Genomic DNA, 17,781 nt, shown 5'->3' with positions numbered 1-17,781 from the left:
AAAACAGAAAGAAAAATGAATACGAATCAATATAGTAACTCCAACATCACGAAGCTTTCCAACATGTCTTTAAAAGGCATGTTGGTTGCTACCCTAGTAGCGATGTTATTAGGTATTTGTTCATATGAATCAAAAGGGCAAATTGAAACGATGTACAGTTTATATCGTTTTAACCCTCAAATCGTTACTCCTGCACACGTTGGTTCTTCAGAAGTTTCCGATATCACAGTCATCAATCGACGTCAGTGGACAGGCTTTGAAGGAGCACCCGTTACATTTGCAGCAAGTCTTAACCAAAAATGGGGAGAAAATAAGGGGATTGGTGTCGTTGCTTTAATGGATCAAGCTGGACCTATTAAAACTACCACCATTAGTGCGGATTTTGCCTACCATATCCCATTAAATGACAAATGGACAATGTCTGGAGGTATCCGTGGAGGATTCTCCAATTTAACCATACAATGGTCGGCAATTCGCTTAACACATGTAGGAGATGATAACTTTCAAGAAGACATTTCTAGCGGTTTAAAATTCAATACAGGCTGGGGACTACGCTTCTCAAAAGGCGATGGGCTATTTTTAAGTATTTCTCAACCCAGGGTATTAAAATACGACTTTGGTGCTGTGTCAGGAGGATATAAAGATGTAGACTACTACTATACCATGGTTGGTACAAAGGTTCGACTAGGCTCACAAATTACCTTGTATCCGAGTGCTATGATACGTGTAGCAACGGACGTTCCATTAAGTTATGATGTGAATATCAATAGCCATATCCGTGATCGATTTGATTTAGGATTTAGCTACCGTAGAGCAGATAGCTATGGTATCCGTTTAGGCTTCCAAGCAACCAAAAATCTATACGCAGGATATGTGTTTGAGTTACCTATTTCTGCCATCAGTAAAGTAAGTACTCAAACTCATGAAATTGCATTACGATTTACGTTTAACAAGAAAAGCTCCTTGGAAACGAAATAGATATTAAAGACAGTAGATTAGAGAACGAAAAGTGGAAAGCTAGGTTAATTTTTGATCTAGCTTTTTTTATGCTCCAAATATAGATGAGCATTCATTTTAAAGCCGATTTTTCAATATTAGATAAAATCATACGGATACAATAGGCTTGTAAACTATTATTCATTTAAAAACAGGCACATATTTTCAGTCTTGTAACCGAATTTATCTTAGAATTTTAAATTAACTTTACAGGGCAAATTAGTCATCATCAACTAAAACACCTTCAATTCCCTATCAATAAAAAGCTTATTTAGCGGCAAAAAAGCGTATTTTACGGTCAATTTGTAAAGAAAAGCTTAAATTTCATTCAAATAGACAAGTAAAAATAGCAGTTAAGAATTCGATACAAACTTTCAAATGCCGCACATTCTTCAGGCCAAAAAATCAACAAAGGCACATTAAAGTAAACAGACCAACAACTTTGTTTTGAATTTAAAATTAAGAACAAATAATAACAATGTTCTATTTTTTAAATTAATCTATTGAAGTACATTTGTAAAGCAAATCAGAACAGGGGTATAGGACTTCGCTCTGGTTTAGTGTTCTACTATGTTCTAAATTAATTATGAAAAAATCTATCTCTCAGCTCAACTCACGGTTCAGCTGTTCTGTATTAAGACTACAGAAAAATTTAATTCCGCAAAAATCTGGCTTGCTTGTTTTAAAGAATATTTAAAACAATTCTTTTGACAAACCATCCATGTGATGTGCTTGTTACTTGTTATTGAATAAACCAGCTTTTGAAAATTTTGAAATGTGTTCTAATAAAGATTAAATGAATTCAATATTCAACCCCTGTTCGATTATACTTCCTTCCTTAACCTTTAAAAAAGCGTCTGCTTTTTTAGTTGTTCTTGGATTAGGAATGATGTCAAGCGAGGTTCTTGCTAGTGAGCGTATTTCGAAAGGTTTATCCATGGTAAACACTCGTATGTTAGCAGATTCAAGCCTTAAAGGTCAATTTGTTATTCCTACAAGTGATAAAAATAAGTTTCGCACAGAAAACATAGAATCCATAGGTATCATTCCACAAGGAATTACACCCAATGGTGATGGTAAGAATGACAAGTTGGTCATTGACGGAATCTTAGGGCTTAAGAATAAGCTAAGCATTTTTAATCGCTGGGGAAATTTAGTTTTTGAAAAAGAAAACTATGCCAATGATTGGGGAGGAGAATATCTCACTTCGGATTCTACAAGCGACAGTAAGCTCCTTCCAGATGGAATCTATTATTATGTAATAGATTTTTATGGACAAAAGGAAAACATATCGACATACGTACTTATCAACAGATTAGCAGTAAAGTAAAGTAATAAAATGTTCTATAATTATATACAAATTAAACTGAGAGTAGATCAAAAAAGGCAAAGTTGGGGCCGCTTGGCCCTTACTTACCTCCTTTTAGGATGCTTACTTTCTTGGAGTTTTACATCACATGCTCAAATTGAAAGCATGTACAATCTTTACCGATTTAATCCACAAATTATCACTCCTGCTCATTCAGGTTCTACCGAAAACTCCGAAGTTGTTTTCATTAATAGACAACAATGGATCGGTGTAGAAGGAGCACCAAAGACAATTGCTGCAACAGCGAATATCAAATGGGGTGAGAAGAAAGGTTTAGGCTTTTTAGCTATGGTTGACCAAGCTGGTCCAGTTAAAACGACTAATATTGGTGCTGATTTCGCTTACCACGTTTCTTTAAATGATAAATGGAAAATGTCAGGCGGTATCCGCGGTGGATTCTCAAATTTAGCTTTAAATTGGTCATCCATTCGCTTAGTTAATCCTAATGATGCCCTTTTTGCTCAAGATATCTCAACAGGATTAAAATTCAATACAGGTTGGGGTCTACGTTTTAGCAAAGGAGATGGCTTATTCGTTAGCATCTCTCAACCACGTGTATTCAAATATGATTTTGGTACTGCTAGTGGAGCCTATAAAGATGTGGATTACTTCTACACGATGATGGGTACTAAAATTAAGATGGGTAATAACATCAACTTATTCCCAAGTACTTTGCTGAGAGTAGCTGCCGATGTCCCTTTAAGCTGGGATATTAATTTGAATGCTCAGATTAAAGAGAAATTAGACATTGGTTTAAGTTACCGTCATAAAGATAGTTACGGCTTACGCCTTGGTATGCAAGCAAGCAAAAAAATCTACCTAGGTTACGTATATGAGTTACCAATCTCCAATATTAGTAAAGTAAGTACTCAAACTCATGAAATCGCCTTGAGATTCTCCTTCTTCAAAAAAGAAGTAGCCGCTCCTGCCAGCGATCCAGCAGTGAAATAACTACATCAACAAAACATTTAAAAGCTCAGGGTTTAAACCCTGAGCTTTTTTTATACACTTTGATTAAACTTAACCCATAGCAGTCTACAGTAGATTTGTTTTGGACCTAATAGCTTCGTTGAATATCTGACCAATTGTAGTAAATACAAATAGAACGTATTCATAATAAAAGGGATAAACCTTAAAATGAAACAGCTCTGGGTTTAAACCCAGAGCTGTTTTTAATATCCTTCAACGGTTATCTATTTTCCCTATTCTTTACGCTCACTTTGAAACTTCAATTGAAGCTTATCTGCTAGTAAATGGATTAAGTCCTTCTGGTAAACTTGTGTAGCTTGCTTTACTTCACCCAAAGGGCTAACATGAGCTCCTATCATAGCAAACCAAATTTCATGTGAATCTTGGACCTTTTTACCGTGCGACTTCCATTGATCTTTAATCACATCTCCCCTGCCGTGATCTGTAGTAATTAAAATCGTTGTTCTTCCTTTATACAAAGGATCTGATTCCACAAAATCCCAAATCTCTTTTAACCAGCTATCAAAATTATGAACAGCTTGTAAATAATGCTGATAGGCTCCCTCATGTGCAAACTCATCAGTCTCCCCATATGAAATGTACATCGCTTTGGGCTTTTTAGTCTTCAAATATTGCATGGCTTGAAAATGAATGAATACATCCTGACTTTCTACATCACCAAATACCCGAAATGATTGACTCATCATCGATGAAATTAATTTCATTTGAGGATCAGCATGCAAGTTCGGATACACATCATATCCATTAATCACTGGAAATCCTGCTCGCTTCTCATTTAAAATGCGGTCAAAAGCATCCCAAGCACCAAAAGCTACTACTTGATTTTTATATGCTGGCAATTGATTTACATATTCAAAAAAATTCGTGTTTGGATTAGGCTTATAATCATTCGAATTCACTGCCGTATCTACTTGACCTGTCAACAATTCACTGTAACCTGGATACGAAAACCAATGTGGATTAGCGACATCTACTTTGTTTCCTATAGCTCTATTACCGTGAATTTGACCTTTCTTGGACAATTCTCCCCACAAAAAAGGCATTAATTTCTTTCTACGCGTAGCTAAATCATTATCCCAAAACTTCGTAAAAATCGCCAAACTATCTCCATGATGATATACCTTCTTCTTCGCTAAAGTAGTATCCATTCCTTTAAATACATCCTGCCAGCGCAAACCATCCGTCGTAATAACAATCACCCGATTCTCAGGCGCTTTTTGAGCTAAAATAAACTCGGCTTGAGCGAATAAAACGAAAACCAAGCATACAATTTGTTTCATAGTGAAGTCTTTTGATAGTAAATTATTTTCTAAAACGTTTAATGCGATAAAAGGTCAAATAATTGGCATCATGGTTGTTATGTGCTCCTCCCTCCTCATCATCGTAAGCAGTTCTGCACGCTAATACGATATGTTTCCCTTGAAATTGCCAATCTACATATTGAAATCCATGCTTGATTTCATCAAGATGTTGAAAAATCACTTGCTTTACTTGCCAATTCTTTAAATCAGTGGAGAAACATAATGCCAAGGTATTTCTAAAAGAGGCTGGATTTTTACCTAGATTCTTTACTTTGACTTCGTCAGGTATGATATTGGAAATAGTCCAATATTTTTTAGTTTTTGCATCATATCGAATCGTGAACTTTTTGGCGCCACCAGGAAAACCAATAAATCCGGTTTTGGTATCAAAACTGGATTCTTTTCCATCTTCACTAATCTTCACCATGGCGGCATATTCATCCATCGTCGATTTATTATCTACCCTCAATATATTCCAAACTTGACCTTGTTGGTCTACCACGGCATTTCCTTCAATCCAAGCACCAAAATGATTATCTATATAAGTGGAATCATAGCGCAGTACATTTGTTTTCGTCCAGCTGGATGCTTGCATGGGATCTGCCTCAATGGGCATGGACATCATGAAGGTCCCATATCTTTTTCCCCACTTCTTAATAGGCCCCATGGCATCTTCCATTGCTCGCCACAATCGGCCACGATGCTCTAAAAAAGGCATGGGAGCACAATGGTATTCCCCCTCCAATAAAAGACCGTGCTGTCCATCAATAGGTTCAGACCAAGTATAACCTCCATCTATGGAGTTTCTAATAATGGTATTTCCATGGTGTTTGTTGGTTCCCATGATGTAAAGCTTGCCACGAATCTCCACTAACTTAGACCAAAATTGGCCTTGGATTTGGCTAATTTTCACCCAAGATTTACCCTTATTTTTTGACAAATATACCTGAGACACAGCTGAGGTGTGTTCTGTTGATTTTGGACCAAAAAAATCGTGAGAAGCTAAATAATCTCCATTGGATAGGATGCAAATACTAGGAGAACCGATGTACTGGCCACTAGACGCAGGACTATGTGCAATGATTACACCTGGAACTTGCGCTACAAGTGAACTTGAAATTAAAATCAAGTACACAAATAAGCTAGCTCCCAATATTGGAAGTTTCATATAGATTAAATAGGTTAAACAGCTAAATTTATCATAAAATCAGCAAACTAAAGTTAGCTGATTGTTATTAAAATTTAAATCCAAGATTTATTCCCAAACCACGAACACCTAACCATGGCCCTTCGGTGTTAATTTGAGCGGTATTGGCAGTCACCTTACCTACTGATTTAAAGGGCGAAGTGTCCAAATTATCTACTTCCCTTTGTAGGACAGCTTGTTCATCTGCACTTAATGCTGGTTTGAATTCGGCCGTTAATATCCCCGTACTAGTTCCAGCATGAGCTCCAATAATCCAAAAATCAAATACCATTCGGTTCTTCCAAATGGGATATTGAACCCCAAACATTAAGCCACCATTCATCGATGTGATTTTTCCTTTAAAATCACGATCTACTTGTACAAATTGTCCACTGCTTTTGTCTTCTACCGTGATGGGAGCAGTTAGATCATACACTAAATACCTGGCATAAGGAGCTGCATAAAAACCTTGGTTACCCTTACTACTAAAATAGTATCTTATTTCAGGCGTAATAGCGATATTTCCCAATCTCATACGAGATATATTAATTGATTTATCATCAATTATATCAGTAATGGTCCCTTCCAATGGAACATTGCCATAGGGCATGGTCCTAAATCCCAATGAAAATGAGATATGTTTACTTAAACTACGCTCATAAGTAATGTTATAATTCCTCAATAAAAGCGAACTCAAGTTTACTTTAATAATGTTTTTGGGAGATTTTTGAGCCCAAAGTAAGCTTGGGGCTAAAAGTAATAGGTATAGAATTTTCTTCATGTAGGTTGATTGTTGGCAAGTTAAAAAGCTTTAATGCACTATTTAAAGCTAATCTTTGGTATAAAATCAGGTACTGACCTAGGATTTTACTTTTTGTAATATTTCAATGCCTCTGGCAAATACTCTTTAATCTTTTGAATTCGAGTGGCATCAGATGGGTGAGTACTTAAAAATTCAGGTTGCGGCTCACCCGTTTTTGATTTTTGCATGCGCTCCCAAAATACAGAAGCTTCTGAAGGGTCATAGCCCGACTTGGCCGCCCACATCAAACCAAACTTATCCGCTTCTAATTCTTGTTCTCTTGAAAATGGCAACATGATGCCCACTGTGGTTCCAATACCATAAGCTTTCATAAACAAATCCTGTGTTTCTTTCGGCTTACTTGAAATTGCTGCAGATAATACAGTACCTCCCAATTCTTGTACCATAGACTCGCTCATGCGCTTGTTTCCGTGCTGCAATAGGGCGTGTGAAACCTCATGACCCATCACAAAAGCTAAGGCCGTTTCATTTTTGGTAACTGGCAAAATACCTGTATAAACAACAATTTTCCCACCAGGCATACACCATGCATTGACTGTAGTATCGTTTTTCACCAAATTGTATTCCCACTGGTATCCTTTCAAAAAATCCTTATTATTCTTCTCTGCAAAATAGGCTTCCACCGAAGCCGTAATCTTTTTCCCTACCCGCTGCACCATCTGAGCCTGTGCATCTTTTGCCGGAGAAATCACCTTACTCGTCTTTAAAAATTCTTGATATTGAGTCAATGAAAGAGCTTGAATCTCTGATTCTGACACAAGAGATAATTGACTTTTTCCCGTCAAGGCATTTTGGGCACATGAAATAACAAATAATGCACCTAAAAGAATAACTAGGCTACTTATACCGTATACTTGAATAGAACGTTTCATATTTATCAGACAATTGAAATGGTTTTCACACAGAAATTATACGTAAATTTAACTCATGCTTCCTGATTTACCCAATTTATTCATAAGCTATCCCAAATTCCATTAAAATAGATTTAACCGCCGCATATTTTCATACCATGTTTAAAAAAGTCCTTTTCTCCATAGTCGGAATCGTCTTATTTTTCATCCTTGCTGCCGTGGGAATTTCCATGATGTATAAAAATGACATCAAGGAGCTAATCACTCAAACGGCTAATGAAAAGCTTCAAGCCCATTTTCAATTTGAAGATGCCTCCATCAGCTTATTAAGTCATTTCCCTAGTTTAAGTATTGAAGTAGAAAACAGTTCTATCATTGGAAAAAACGAATTCAAAAACGATACCCTGGCCCAAATACCTAAACTTAGTGTTCAAATTGCCCCTTTGGCATATCTTCTTGATAAAAAAATCGAGATTCAGGACGTCAGCATCGAACAAGCCCAATTTAACTTAATCATTCTTCCCAATGGGAAAATGAATTGGGACATTTATCAAGCTGCTCCCTCAGAGGTTCCTCAGGAAAAGTCCGATCAAAATATGAGCATTTCCTTGGATCATTATCAACTCATTGATTCAAAAATTCATTACAATGACCAAATGAGAGGATTTGCTACTCAATTGATTCAAGTCAATCACGAAGGTTCAGGTGATTTTTCAAAAGATATATTTACCTTAAATACAAGCACGGAAGTCGAAAAACTAAGTTTCGAGTTTCTCGGAAAAACCTACTTATCTGAGGTGAAAGGTAAGCTTGAAGCTCCGATTGAGATGAATTTCTCTAAGATGGAGTTTGCCTTTAAAAACAACGACCTGTTCCTAAATGAATTACCCATTCATTTTGATGCTTGGGTGGCTATGCCTGATACTTCCATCAATATGGACATCAAATTTCATGCGTTAAAGTCTCCCCTAAAAGATTTCCTGTCACTGATTCCTCTTTTATACCAAAACTCCTTCCAAGATCTTCAAGCATCGGGAGATTTTGCTCTCTCTGGTTATGCCAAAGGTAAAATGAATGGTAGCTCCATGCCTAGCTTTGGGATGGATTTACGTATCTCAAAAGGTGCATTTAGCTATGCTAAAGTTCCAGTTGGTGTTAAACAAATGGAACTCGACTTACAAATTGATAATCCAGATGGGATCCCTGATCATACCGTAATTGACTTAAAAAAATTCCAATTATACATGAACAACCAGCCTTTACAAGCCAATTTGTTCTTAAAAACGCCACTTTCAAACCCCTATATTAAAACTAGTCTGAAAGGTGTGTTAAACTTAGGCGAAATTGCTAAAATCATCCCACAGAAAAATACCCAAATGAGTGGCACCATTCAAAGTGATATTCAATTGGATGGTTATGTCCAAGCATTTAAGCAAGCCCAAGGGAAAGCAAGTGGATATTTTAATGCGCATCAAATTCAATACAATAACACGGAAACACAGCAAAAAATCAGCATTAAGAATGCCTCAGCCACTATAAACCCTAAATCACTGGTGATCAGCTCCCTAGTAGGCAATGCCGCTAATACCGAATTCTCAGCCAGCGGTAGTTTGCAAAATTATGTCCAGTATTTCTTGAAAAATGATAAAATCACGGGGAATTTAACTCTTGAATCTCCTTTAGTGGATTTAAATCCGTGGATGAAGATCCGTGATGGCAATGCCGCTATGTACAGCCGAAGTAGTACTTCGGCTTATACGGCTTCTACGGCTTCTACGGCTGATTTGCAAATCCCTAAAAACGTTGATTTCACGATTCAATCCAATATTGACAAATTACTCTTCAAAGATTTGGTCATTAGCCAAGCTAAGGGTAAAATCCACTTAGCAGATCAAGTCATTACTATGGATAATTTATCTTTTCAATTGGCCAATGCCTCTTGGAAATCAACTGGAACTTTTAGCAAAAAAGATCATCAAAACCCATCTGTTAAATGGGCATTCAATATTCACGATTTGAATATGCAAGAAGCCCATCATTACTTTAGTTTGGTACAAAAAATGGCCCCTATTGCCGCAGCAGCTCAAGGGAAGGTTAATGTTGACTTTACCTATTCTGGGGACTTAAATCCCGATTTATCCCCCAATATCATGAGTACCAACGCCGTGGGAAATATGGATTTGGTTGATTTTAGTTTGAAAAATTCAGCTAGCTTTAATCAGTTGCTTAGTTTAACTCAATGGAATCAATTGAAGAATTTGGAATTAAAACCTACGCATTTGAATTTCCAGATAAGTCAAGGGAGATTACAATTCAAACCTTTTGAAGTTCAAACGAATTTGACCAAGTTTCAGGTAAATGGATCCAACGGTTTAGACCAAAGTTTGGAATATAATATCTTGACAGATATTCCAGCAAAAACATTACAATCTGGCGTAGCAGCTAGTTTGAACCAACAATTAGCCAAATTAAATCCTAACCTAAATCTAGAAAAAATTCAACAAGCCTTGAAAATGCAAATTACCGTTCGAGGAACTGTGCAAAAACCTCAATTTAAGGTGAATGTCATCAATGCGCAGGGCAACTCAAACAGTTCTGTGACAACACAAGCCAAAGAATTGGTGAAGCAAGAGGCTAAACAACAAATCAACAAGCAATTGGATGACGCTAAAGTAAAAGCAGAAGCATTAAAACAAGAAGCCGAAGCTCTTTCTCAGAAATTGAGACAAGAAGCTTATGCCAATGCCGACCGATTAGTGGAAGAAGCCAAGAATCCTTTTGCTAAAATTGCTGCGCAAAAGATTGCTGAAAGACTGAAAAAAGAAGCTGACCGAAAAGCAGATGCCTTATTAGAAGAAGCAGATAAAAAAGCACAGGATTTGATTGAAAAGGCTCGTCAAAACTAACGAGCCTTCCCATTCCCAAACTGATCGCTTGCCCGAATGGCTTTATTTCCTTGAAACTCTATTTCCACTAGTTTTTCACTGGAGACATAATTATGTTGTTCATCTTCCAAGTGATACAATACTTTTCTGGTGATCGGGTCAATTACTTCTCCGCTGGAAGGATATGCGTATTTCCCATCCAAGGAGAAACTAATCCAACCGGGCATATCTTTCAATGGAATGCTTGTCAACTGCTGATAAGGTGCTTTCCCTTGAAATACATGTAACCGCATATTAAAACCATCGCATAACCAAATTTCCTTTTCATCGGGTGTCAAAGCAATCCCATGACTTGGATTTCCATGTCGACGAACAGGGCCTTTGTTCCATCCTTCGACCACGATACTAGCTAACTTCTTTCCATTTTTTAAATCGCCCACTTCAAATCCTAATAGGCTATCCACGGTCACTAAACCAATACTTTCCTTTCCATTCACTGTAAAAGGGCGAACAAAATTACTGAATGGCCCTATTTTCTGAATCAAGGTATGTTTTTGCGCATCCACCTGATACAACCAAGGATTGCCAATATCGGCCAAATAAACGTATTGTCCTGACAAACCATAAAGCGTATTATGCGCTCTTTTAAATCCTTTTAATGTCTGGACAATGGCTCCTGTTTCACAATTAACTACATTCCAAAAATCCTTTTCTAAGGATGGTAAATACATTGTTTTCCCATCAGGTGATATCGACATGCGGTCACAACCTCCTGCAAAAGGTATTTCCCAAATCACCTTTTCTGTACTAAGATCAATACGCTGTAATGACTCCAATGTACTGACGTAAATACTATTTAATGGAATACTGACTGCAACTCCCTTCACATTCGAAGGCTTTCCATTGGGATGCAAGCCTTGAGTCTTGATTCGCTTTACAAATCGGTGCTGATTATTTATATCAAATACCAAAATCCCGTGACCACCATAACCCAGGTAATCTCTAATCCCCGGAGTCGCCACATAGAGATATCGCTTGGTTTTGTTTTGGGCATGGGATGTCGTCACCAACATCAGACAAATCAGGCAGTTAGCAGTAAGCCTTATTGACCAACTCGTATTATAAATTAATTGATTGACACTAAAATAGAAAAACACCATGTTGTGAGAAATTTTCTCTAAAATAACATAAAAATATAAACAATTCATTTACTTTTGAGCATAATTCTCAAATACTACGAATATGCTAATAGAATTCTCAGTCTCAAATTTTCTCTCTTTCAAAGATAGAAAATCTATGAGTTTACAAGCAACAACCATAAAGGATTATCCAGACAGTATAATTAATGAAAGATACAAATTACTTAAGGGAGCAATTATTTATGGTGCTAACGCCAGTGGTAAAAGCAATTTTGTAAAAGCAATGAGTACAATGAGAAGACTTGTACTAAAGTCTTTTGAAAAATCCTCTGCTACTGAATTAGATATTACTCCGTTTCTTCTACACACAAGTTTTGATACTAAACCATCACACTTTGAAGTATTGTTTTTGCTGAATGATATTCGATACAGATATGGATTTGAAGTTGATAACACTTCTGTAAGAGGAGAATGGCTATTTGAAGCAAAGAAAAATACTGAAAAACCATTGTTTATAAGAGAGAACGATGGCATTCAAGTATTCCCCTCATTTAAGGAAGGGAAAGACTTAGAAGAAAAAACTAGAGACAACACTTTATTCCTTGCTGTCGTGGACCAATTTAACGGAACAATCGCAAAAAATATAATGCACTGGTTCAACAATTTTATTACCATATCTGGCCTTAGTCATGAGGGGTATAAAGCAGTGACTTTCAAAATGCTTGAAAATGATAACACTAAGCCAGTATTGCAAAGTTTTTATAATCAACTTGATTTAGGTTTTGATGATATAAAAATTGTAAAGAAAACCTTCGATTCAAACGAACTTCCAAAAGGTTTGCCAGAAGCCATTCTCAAACAAATGGTAACAGACTTGGAAGGCAAGACTTTAGTCAATGTTAAAACTCTTCACAAAAAATATAATGACAACAATGAAATTGAAAAACTAGAAGAGTTTGATATGAGAAGTCAAGAGTCCTCTGGAACGAATAAAATATTTAATATTTCAGGGCCTGTTTTTGATGTTCTTTCTGATGGTGGTGTTTTAATTATTGATGAGTTAGATGCTAGCCTGCATCCATTGTTAACTTTAGCAGTTACTAAGCTTTTTAATTCCAAAGAACATAACTCCAAAAATGCGCAATTAATTTTTTCAACTCACGACACTAATCTATTGTGTTATGGAAATTACAGAAGAGACCAGGTTTTCTTTGTTGAAAAGGATGAATTTGGTTCATCTGATTTGTACTCTTTAGTTGAATATAATGAAAATGGGAAAAAGATAAGAAACGATCGATCCTTCGAGAAAGATTATATTCAAGGAAGATATGGAGCAATTCCTTATATCGGTAACATCAAAACACTTTTGGACAAATGGCAAGGAAAATAAAAATTGAACCTGCCATATTAAAAAGACGTGAAAGGCAGGAAGCAAGAAGGCAAATAAACAGTAAACCCAAAAGAAAACGATACTTAATTGTTTGTGAAGGAGAAAAGACTGAACCTAACTATTTTGAAGCATTGAAATTAGCATTACCTAAAGGGGTTTTAGAAGTAGTTGACTTTAGAATAATTGGTGAAGGATTTAACACAGAAAGTCTTGTCCAAAAAGCAATATCGCTAAGAGCAAAATGGGAGACTGAATCAGGAAGAACGATTGATAAACTATGGGTTGTTTTTGACAAGGATAGTTTTTTATCTAGTGCTTTTAACAGTGCAATACAACTTTGCACAAACACTCCTAAAACAGAAGCAGCATGGAGTAATGAAGCGTTTGAAATTTGGTATTTGTTACACTTTGAGTTTTACAACACGGGAATAACAAGAGACACATATAAGCAAAGAATTCAAACCAACTTTAGAAATAATGGATTAGTTGATTTTGTGTACTCAAAAAACAGACCAGACATGTTCAATTTGTTATCAAAGTATGGCAATATAAAACTTGCGATTAAGCATTCTAAAAGACTTGAACATTCATATTCTGGCATAGGGAATTTTGCTAATCAGAATCCTTGTACAACTGTATATAAGCTAGTTGTAGAGCTATTTAATCTTGAGAAGGAGCTTGCTGATGAGGATACCATGAAGCTTAATTCTGACACGAAATTAGAAAACTGTTAACAAGGGGTTTGCATTAAGGAGAAGTGACGTGCAAACTTTGAGCTTTATGATTCTATTCAAGTTTAATGCTGATGACAGTTTTGTGCTCCGAAATTCACCACTGTGACATACACCAAAACGATAATACTAGCTCGAATGGCTTTCATGGTTTTTGGAAATAAAAAAATGAGATGAACTATTGTATGTCCATCTCATTTCATTGTCAAATTACATGATGATTATACTATTTTTTATAACTGATTTTGAAGATTGTTCCTCCCAAATCATCAGCTACATACAATGAACCATCTGGACCTTGCGCTAAGCCACATGGACGGTGTTGAATTGGGCCTGTTGGTTTCGCCAAATCAATACCTGAAAAATTATCAGCAAAGATTTCCCATTTACCTGATGGCTTATTATTCACAAATGGTACAAAAGCTACAAAATATCCCTTTTTCAATTCAGAGTTTTGGCCATGAAAGGCTACAAATGCTCCATTTTTATATTTTGCTGGAAACTGATTTCCAGTATAAAACAAAACATCGTTTGGACCTAAGTGAGCAGGAAAAGCTACTTTAGGGTTTATCGCTTTTTCTCCAGCGGTCTTTTTACCATCTCCACCGTATTCAGGAGCTAAGATTTTCTTATTTTGAAATTGATCATAATAAATGATTGGCCAACCTCCATCATCACCTTCATGAATTTCATATAAACACTCCGCTGGAATCTCAGCACTTTGTTTGGGTGTATAATATTGAGGATAAAAATCATGGAAAAATCCACGACCATGTGATGTAGCAAATAAGCTGTTAGTCTTAGTATTCCAAGTAATACCTACTGCATTTTTCAATCCAGTGATATAACGTTTTCCATCTTGAAATTTCTGGCCTAATTTATCCGCTTTATACTTCCAGATACCTCCTGCTGAATCCAAAACCGTACAAGGAACCATGCCTTGACCTGTTCCTGGCACACGACAAGCATCGTTCCAAGAACCAATGGTTACATACATATTGGACTGTTTGTCAAAAACAAATGGCTTAGCATTGTCACGACCTTTGTCGATTAAACCACTGACAATATTTTCATAATGCTCCTTATCTACCACTTCTAATTTATCGTTCATCTTAAAACGATTAACTCCCGAATTGGAGGAAGCATATAAAAAACCATTATAAATTTGGATACCAGTACCCACAAAATCACCGAAATAATTCGTTTCATCTGCCACACCATCCTTATTGGTATCTCTCAAATGAACAATGCCTTTACCATCTTTAAATTTGGATAATTTGGCATAAATATCCCCATTATTTGCTACGGTCAAATGACGTGTTGAACCCAAACCTGAGGCAACAACCTTAGTACTAAATCCTGCTGGCACCTTGATTGCCGACTCTTCCACAGGCATTTTGGCTGCGGGTTTATTCGACATTAACATACCTAGAGCCAAGGCTGCCAAGGTAATTTGACTCATACTTGTTTTAAAGTTTTTCATTTTAATGGAAGAGGGTAAATGATTTAATTATTTTTAATACATGGTCAATTTACAGAAATCAATTAAAATTCCTACCAGCAACTATACGTATATACACCTTAGACCCGTAGGAATACTTTTTTCTGGTACATAAAATACAAGAAGTACCATTTGATACCTGTATAACAGATGGCCATAGCTACGGCATTAAATGGATTTCCCAATAATTGACCTAACCAATGGAATACACTATCCGTGCTATACTCCCAATCAATAAAGACCCCTGACATGTAAATCAAAATGGAATTCATTCCAATGATTCGGAAGAAAAAAGACCATTTTTGATAGCCTTTCACATCGATGATGTAATAAAACAAGGACAATAACAATAAGCTAATACCACCCACCATTAAGACAAAAGAACTAGACCAAAGATTTTTATTAATAGGGAAATCGAAATTCCAAATCAAAGCTAATACAATAAATAAAGCACCAAACATGGCCATACGCTTCGTCTTTTGTACACCATCACTTGGGTCGTTTTTCAGATAATTCCCGGTTAAAATACCCAACAAACCCGTAGAAATAGCTGGAATGGTAGAGGTTAATCCCTCTGGATCATGGTTACCCTTGTATAATCGACCTGGCATGATGATGCGGTCCATATAAGATGCAAAATTCCCCTCTTGACTTAAATCACCTGCAGGAAAACCTGGTGCTGAATTAAACTTCAACAATAAGTAATAAAAGACTAAAATACCTCCAAACCAAATAGCTTGAATCGTTGGTTTTTTGGTATATAAATAAATGATGTTAGCAAACATATAGCCTAGACCAATACGAGCCAACACACTACCAAAGCGAATCTCTTCAATGGGCTTAATCTCCAATCCATTATTATATACTACTCCCAATGCTGCCAAAATCAGACCACGTTTGATTACTTTAACTAATAGTTGCTCTCTGTTTTTCCCTTTCTCTATTTCTTTACCTAATGAAAAGGGCGTAGCCACTCCAGCCATGAATAAGAAAAGTGGGAAAATTAAATCATAGAATCGGAAGCCATGCCATTCTGGATGAGAGAATTGATGCGATAAGACTCCCCAAAAGGGTGAATCGGTGGCCTTGAACATGGTATGAAAAACTTCATCGGCTCCCATGATCCAAAACATGTCGAAGCCACGCAGGGCATCTAATGAATACAGGCGATTGGAACTTAAACTGTTTTGATCTAAATTAGGTAAGGTCGTCATATAATTAGGTTTAGATAATTCACAAAGGTATATAAATTGGCTAAAATCAATAAATATTGGGCTAATTCAAGCCATTTTAATTACGATTTCTTGGCTTTTGCTTGGGCTGCTAACTCTTTAATGGCATGCACCATTTTGTCTAAGTCCTTTAGTCGGGTATAGACGTGCGGAGTAACGCGCACACAAGAGATATTTTCCCAGACAATACCTACCGTATGGATTTTATATTTCGTAAATAAGGCACTATCTAACTCGGCAATGGTCATGCCATCAATGCTAACTCCTGCAATGGCACAAGAATATGCCGAATTAAAAGAGGTATGAATCTTTACTCCTGGTACATCTTTCACCTGTGTAGTCCAATAGTTTTTCAAATAGCGGATACGCTCTTCTTTTCTTTTAGAACCAATCGCATTGTGAAAATTAATAGCCTCCCCTATGCCTTGTTCAATGGGAAAGCTTCTGGTGCCTAAGGTTTCAAACTTACGGATATCAGTTCCACGTGGTTTATCATTACATACCAAAGGCCAAATTTTCTCAATTTTATCTTTTTTAATCCACAGCATTCCAGAACCAATAGGAGCTGATAAAAACTTATGAAGTGAGGTTCCAAAATAATCACAACCTAAATCTGGAATCTTAAAATCCAATAAGCCAAAGGTATGGGCACCATCGACCAACACTTCTATACCATGCTTTTTCGCCATGGCACAGATTTTTGCCACTGGCATAATCTGACCTACCCAATTAATGATATGCGTAACGTGCAACAACTTCGTTTTCGGAGTGATCGCCTTTTCAAACGCATCCACAATCTGAGCATCATTTTCAATAGGGAAATTGAAGCTCAACTGGGTATAAACTATCCCGTCACGCAAAGCTCTTTGTCGCCATGCATTGATCATATTAGGATAATCTTGCTTGGTTCCAATGATTTCATCTCCTGCTTTGAAATCGATACCAAAAATGACCGTATTCAACGCTTCCGTTGCATTCCGATTGATGGCAATTTCTTCCTTATCACAACCAGCCAATTCGGCTAATTTCTCTCGCAAAGGCTCTCTTCCTTGATCCAAAACCCGCCACATGAAATAAGAAGGGCCTTCATTCGATAACTTATTGTAGCGTTCAACGGCTTCTTGCACGATTCGAGGACTAGGACTCACGCCTCCATTATTTAAATTGATGATGTTGGGACTGGTTGTATAACCTTGCTGTACAAAGGCCCAAAAATCTTCATCTTCGGCCAGTTGAGCTGGCGACAAATGCTGCTTAGTTTCTAACATCTTATTAAAATCAGCCGCATGCGCTTGCTGAAATAAACTAGAAGCAGAAAAGGCACTGGTCATCAGGCCTAGGGATTGTACAAATTTTCTTCGGTTAGTCATAGGTTTAGGTTTAAAAG

Annotated in this window: 14 protein-coding genes; 6 read left to right on the top strand and 8 right to left on the bottom strand. The window is 36.7% G+C overall.

The genetic code is table 11. The features are described 5' to 3' along the window. Window positions 1–15: 15 nt before the first annotated feature. From EWU22_RS05690 to EWU22_RS05680, 3 genes are all read left to right on the top strand, one after another. Window positions 16–978: a PorP/SprF family type IX secretion system membrane protein gene (locus tag EWU22_RS05690; protein WP_130924770.1), complete on the top strand. Its 963-nt coding sequence runs from the start codon at window positions 16–18 to the stop codon at window positions 976–978. Between the two features lie 814 nt (window positions 979–1,792). Beyond that, entirely contained in the window at window positions 1,793–2,326 is a 534-nt protein-coding gene (locus EWU22_RS05685; RefSeq protein ID WP_130924769.1) for a gliding motility-associated C-terminal domain-containing protein, read from the top strand. A 9-nt stretch (window positions 2,327–2,335) separates the two neighbouring features. Beyond that, window positions 2,336–3,316, top strand: coding sequence for a PorP/SprF family type IX secretion system membrane protein (locus EWU22_RS05680; protein WP_130924768.1), 981 nt, complete (start codon window positions 2,336–2,338; stop codon window positions 3,314–3,316). Window positions 3,317–3,567: 251 nt separating this feature from the next. On the opposite strand, the gene EWU22_RS05675 is transcribed toward EWU22_RS05680, so the two are convergent. From EWU22_RS05675 to EWU22_RS05660, 4 genes are all read right to left on the bottom strand, one after another. After that, on the bottom strand, window positions 3,568–4,635 hold the full coding sequence (locus tag EWU22_RS05675) for an alkaline phosphatase family protein (RefSeq protein WP_130924767.1): 1,068 nt from the start codon (window positions 4,633–4,635) through the stop codon (window positions 3,568–3,570). A gap of 22 nt (window positions 4,636–4,657) precedes the next feature. Further along, window positions 4,658–5,824 carry a sialidase family protein gene (locus EWU22_RS05670; protein ID WP_130924766.1) on the bottom strand — a complete coding sequence of 389 codons (1,167 nt, stop codon included), beginning with the start codon at window positions 5,822–5,824 and terminating at the stop codon, window positions 4,658–4,660. 67 nt (window positions 5,825–5,891) lie between these two features. Then, window positions 5,892–6,623 (bottom strand): DUF3575 domain-containing protein, encoded by a 732-nt coding sequence (locus EWU22_RS05665; RefSeq protein WP_130924765.1) that lies wholly within the window; start codon window positions 6,621–6,623, stop codon window positions 5,892–5,894. An 86-nt stretch (window positions 6,624–6,709) separates the two neighbouring features. Further along, window positions 6,710–7,537: a M48 family metallopeptidase gene (locus EWU22_RS05660; protein WP_109322373.1), complete on the bottom strand. Its 828-nt coding sequence runs from the start codon at window positions 7,535–7,537 to the stop codon at window positions 6,710–6,712. Window positions 7,538–7,674: 137 nt separating this feature from the next. On the opposite strand from EWU22_RS05660, the gene EWU22_RS05655 reads away from it, so the two are divergent. Continuing rightward, a complete protein-coding gene (locus tag EWU22_RS05655; RefSeq protein ID WP_130924764.1) occupies window positions 7,675–10,422 on the top strand; it encodes an AsmA family protein in 2,748 nt (915 codons plus the stop codon). Here the strand turns inward: EWU22_RS05655 and EWU22_RS05650 are convergent. Then, on the bottom strand, window positions 10,419–11,474 hold the full coding sequence (locus EWU22_RS05650; RefSeq protein WP_231962766.1) for a YncE family protein: 1,056 nt from the start codon (window positions 11,472–11,474) through the stop codon (window positions 10,419–10,421). The two genes, EWU22_RS05655 and EWU22_RS05650, sit on opposite strands and share 4 nt — an antisense overlap. 223 nt (window positions 11,475–11,697) lie before the next feature. Between EWU22_RS05650 and EWU22_RS05645 the strand changes: the two genes are divergently transcribed. Continuing rightward, entirely contained in the window at window positions 11,698–12,930 is a 1,233-nt protein-coding gene (locus tag EWU22_RS05645) for an AAA family ATPase (RefSeq protein WP_161566798.1), read from the top strand. After that, entirely contained in the window at window positions 12,915–13,664 is a 750-nt protein-coding gene (locus EWU22_RS05640; RefSeq protein ID WP_130924762.1) for an RloB family protein, read from the top strand. The genes EWU22_RS05645 and EWU22_RS05640 overlap by 16 nt, the downstream gene beginning before the upstream one ends. Before the next feature lie 223 nt (window positions 13,665–13,887). Here EWU22_RS05640 and EWU22_RS05635 read toward each other — a convergent pair whose 3' ends face one another. The 3 genes from EWU22_RS05635 to EWU22_RS05625 all read right to left on the bottom strand — a co-directional run bounded on the left by EWU22_RS05635 (window position 13,888) and on the right by EWU22_RS05625 (window position 17,764). Further along, window positions 13,888–15,087 (bottom strand): PQQ-dependent sugar dehydrogenase, encoded by a 1,200-nt coding sequence (locus EWU22_RS05635; RefSeq protein WP_231962773.1) that lies wholly within the window; start codon window positions 15,085–15,087, stop codon window positions 13,888–13,890. Window positions 15,088–15,242: 155 nt separating this feature from the next. Then, on the bottom strand, window positions 15,243–16,376 hold the full coding sequence (locus tag EWU22_RS05630) for an acyltransferase family protein (RefSeq protein WP_130924760.1): 1,134 nt from the start codon (window positions 16,374–16,376) through the stop codon (window positions 15,243–15,245). 80 nt (window positions 16,377–16,456) lie between these two features. Next, window positions 16,457–17,764, bottom strand: a complete 1,308-nt coding sequence (locus tag EWU22_RS05625; protein ID WP_130924759.1) for an aminotransferase class V-fold PLP-dependent enzyme — start codon at window positions 17,762–17,764, stop codon at window positions 16,457–16,459. Between the last annotated feature and the right edge of the window lie 17 nt (window positions 17,765–17,781).

The organism is Aquirufa nivalisilvae (genome assembly GCF_004307455.1).
Classification (GTDB): Bacteria; Bacteroidota; Bacteroidia; order Cytophagales; family Spirosomataceae; genus Aquirufa; species Aquirufa nivalisilvae.
Note: the sequence above shows the minus strand (reverse complement) of the source record. Positions and strands in the feature narration are given on the sequence as shown.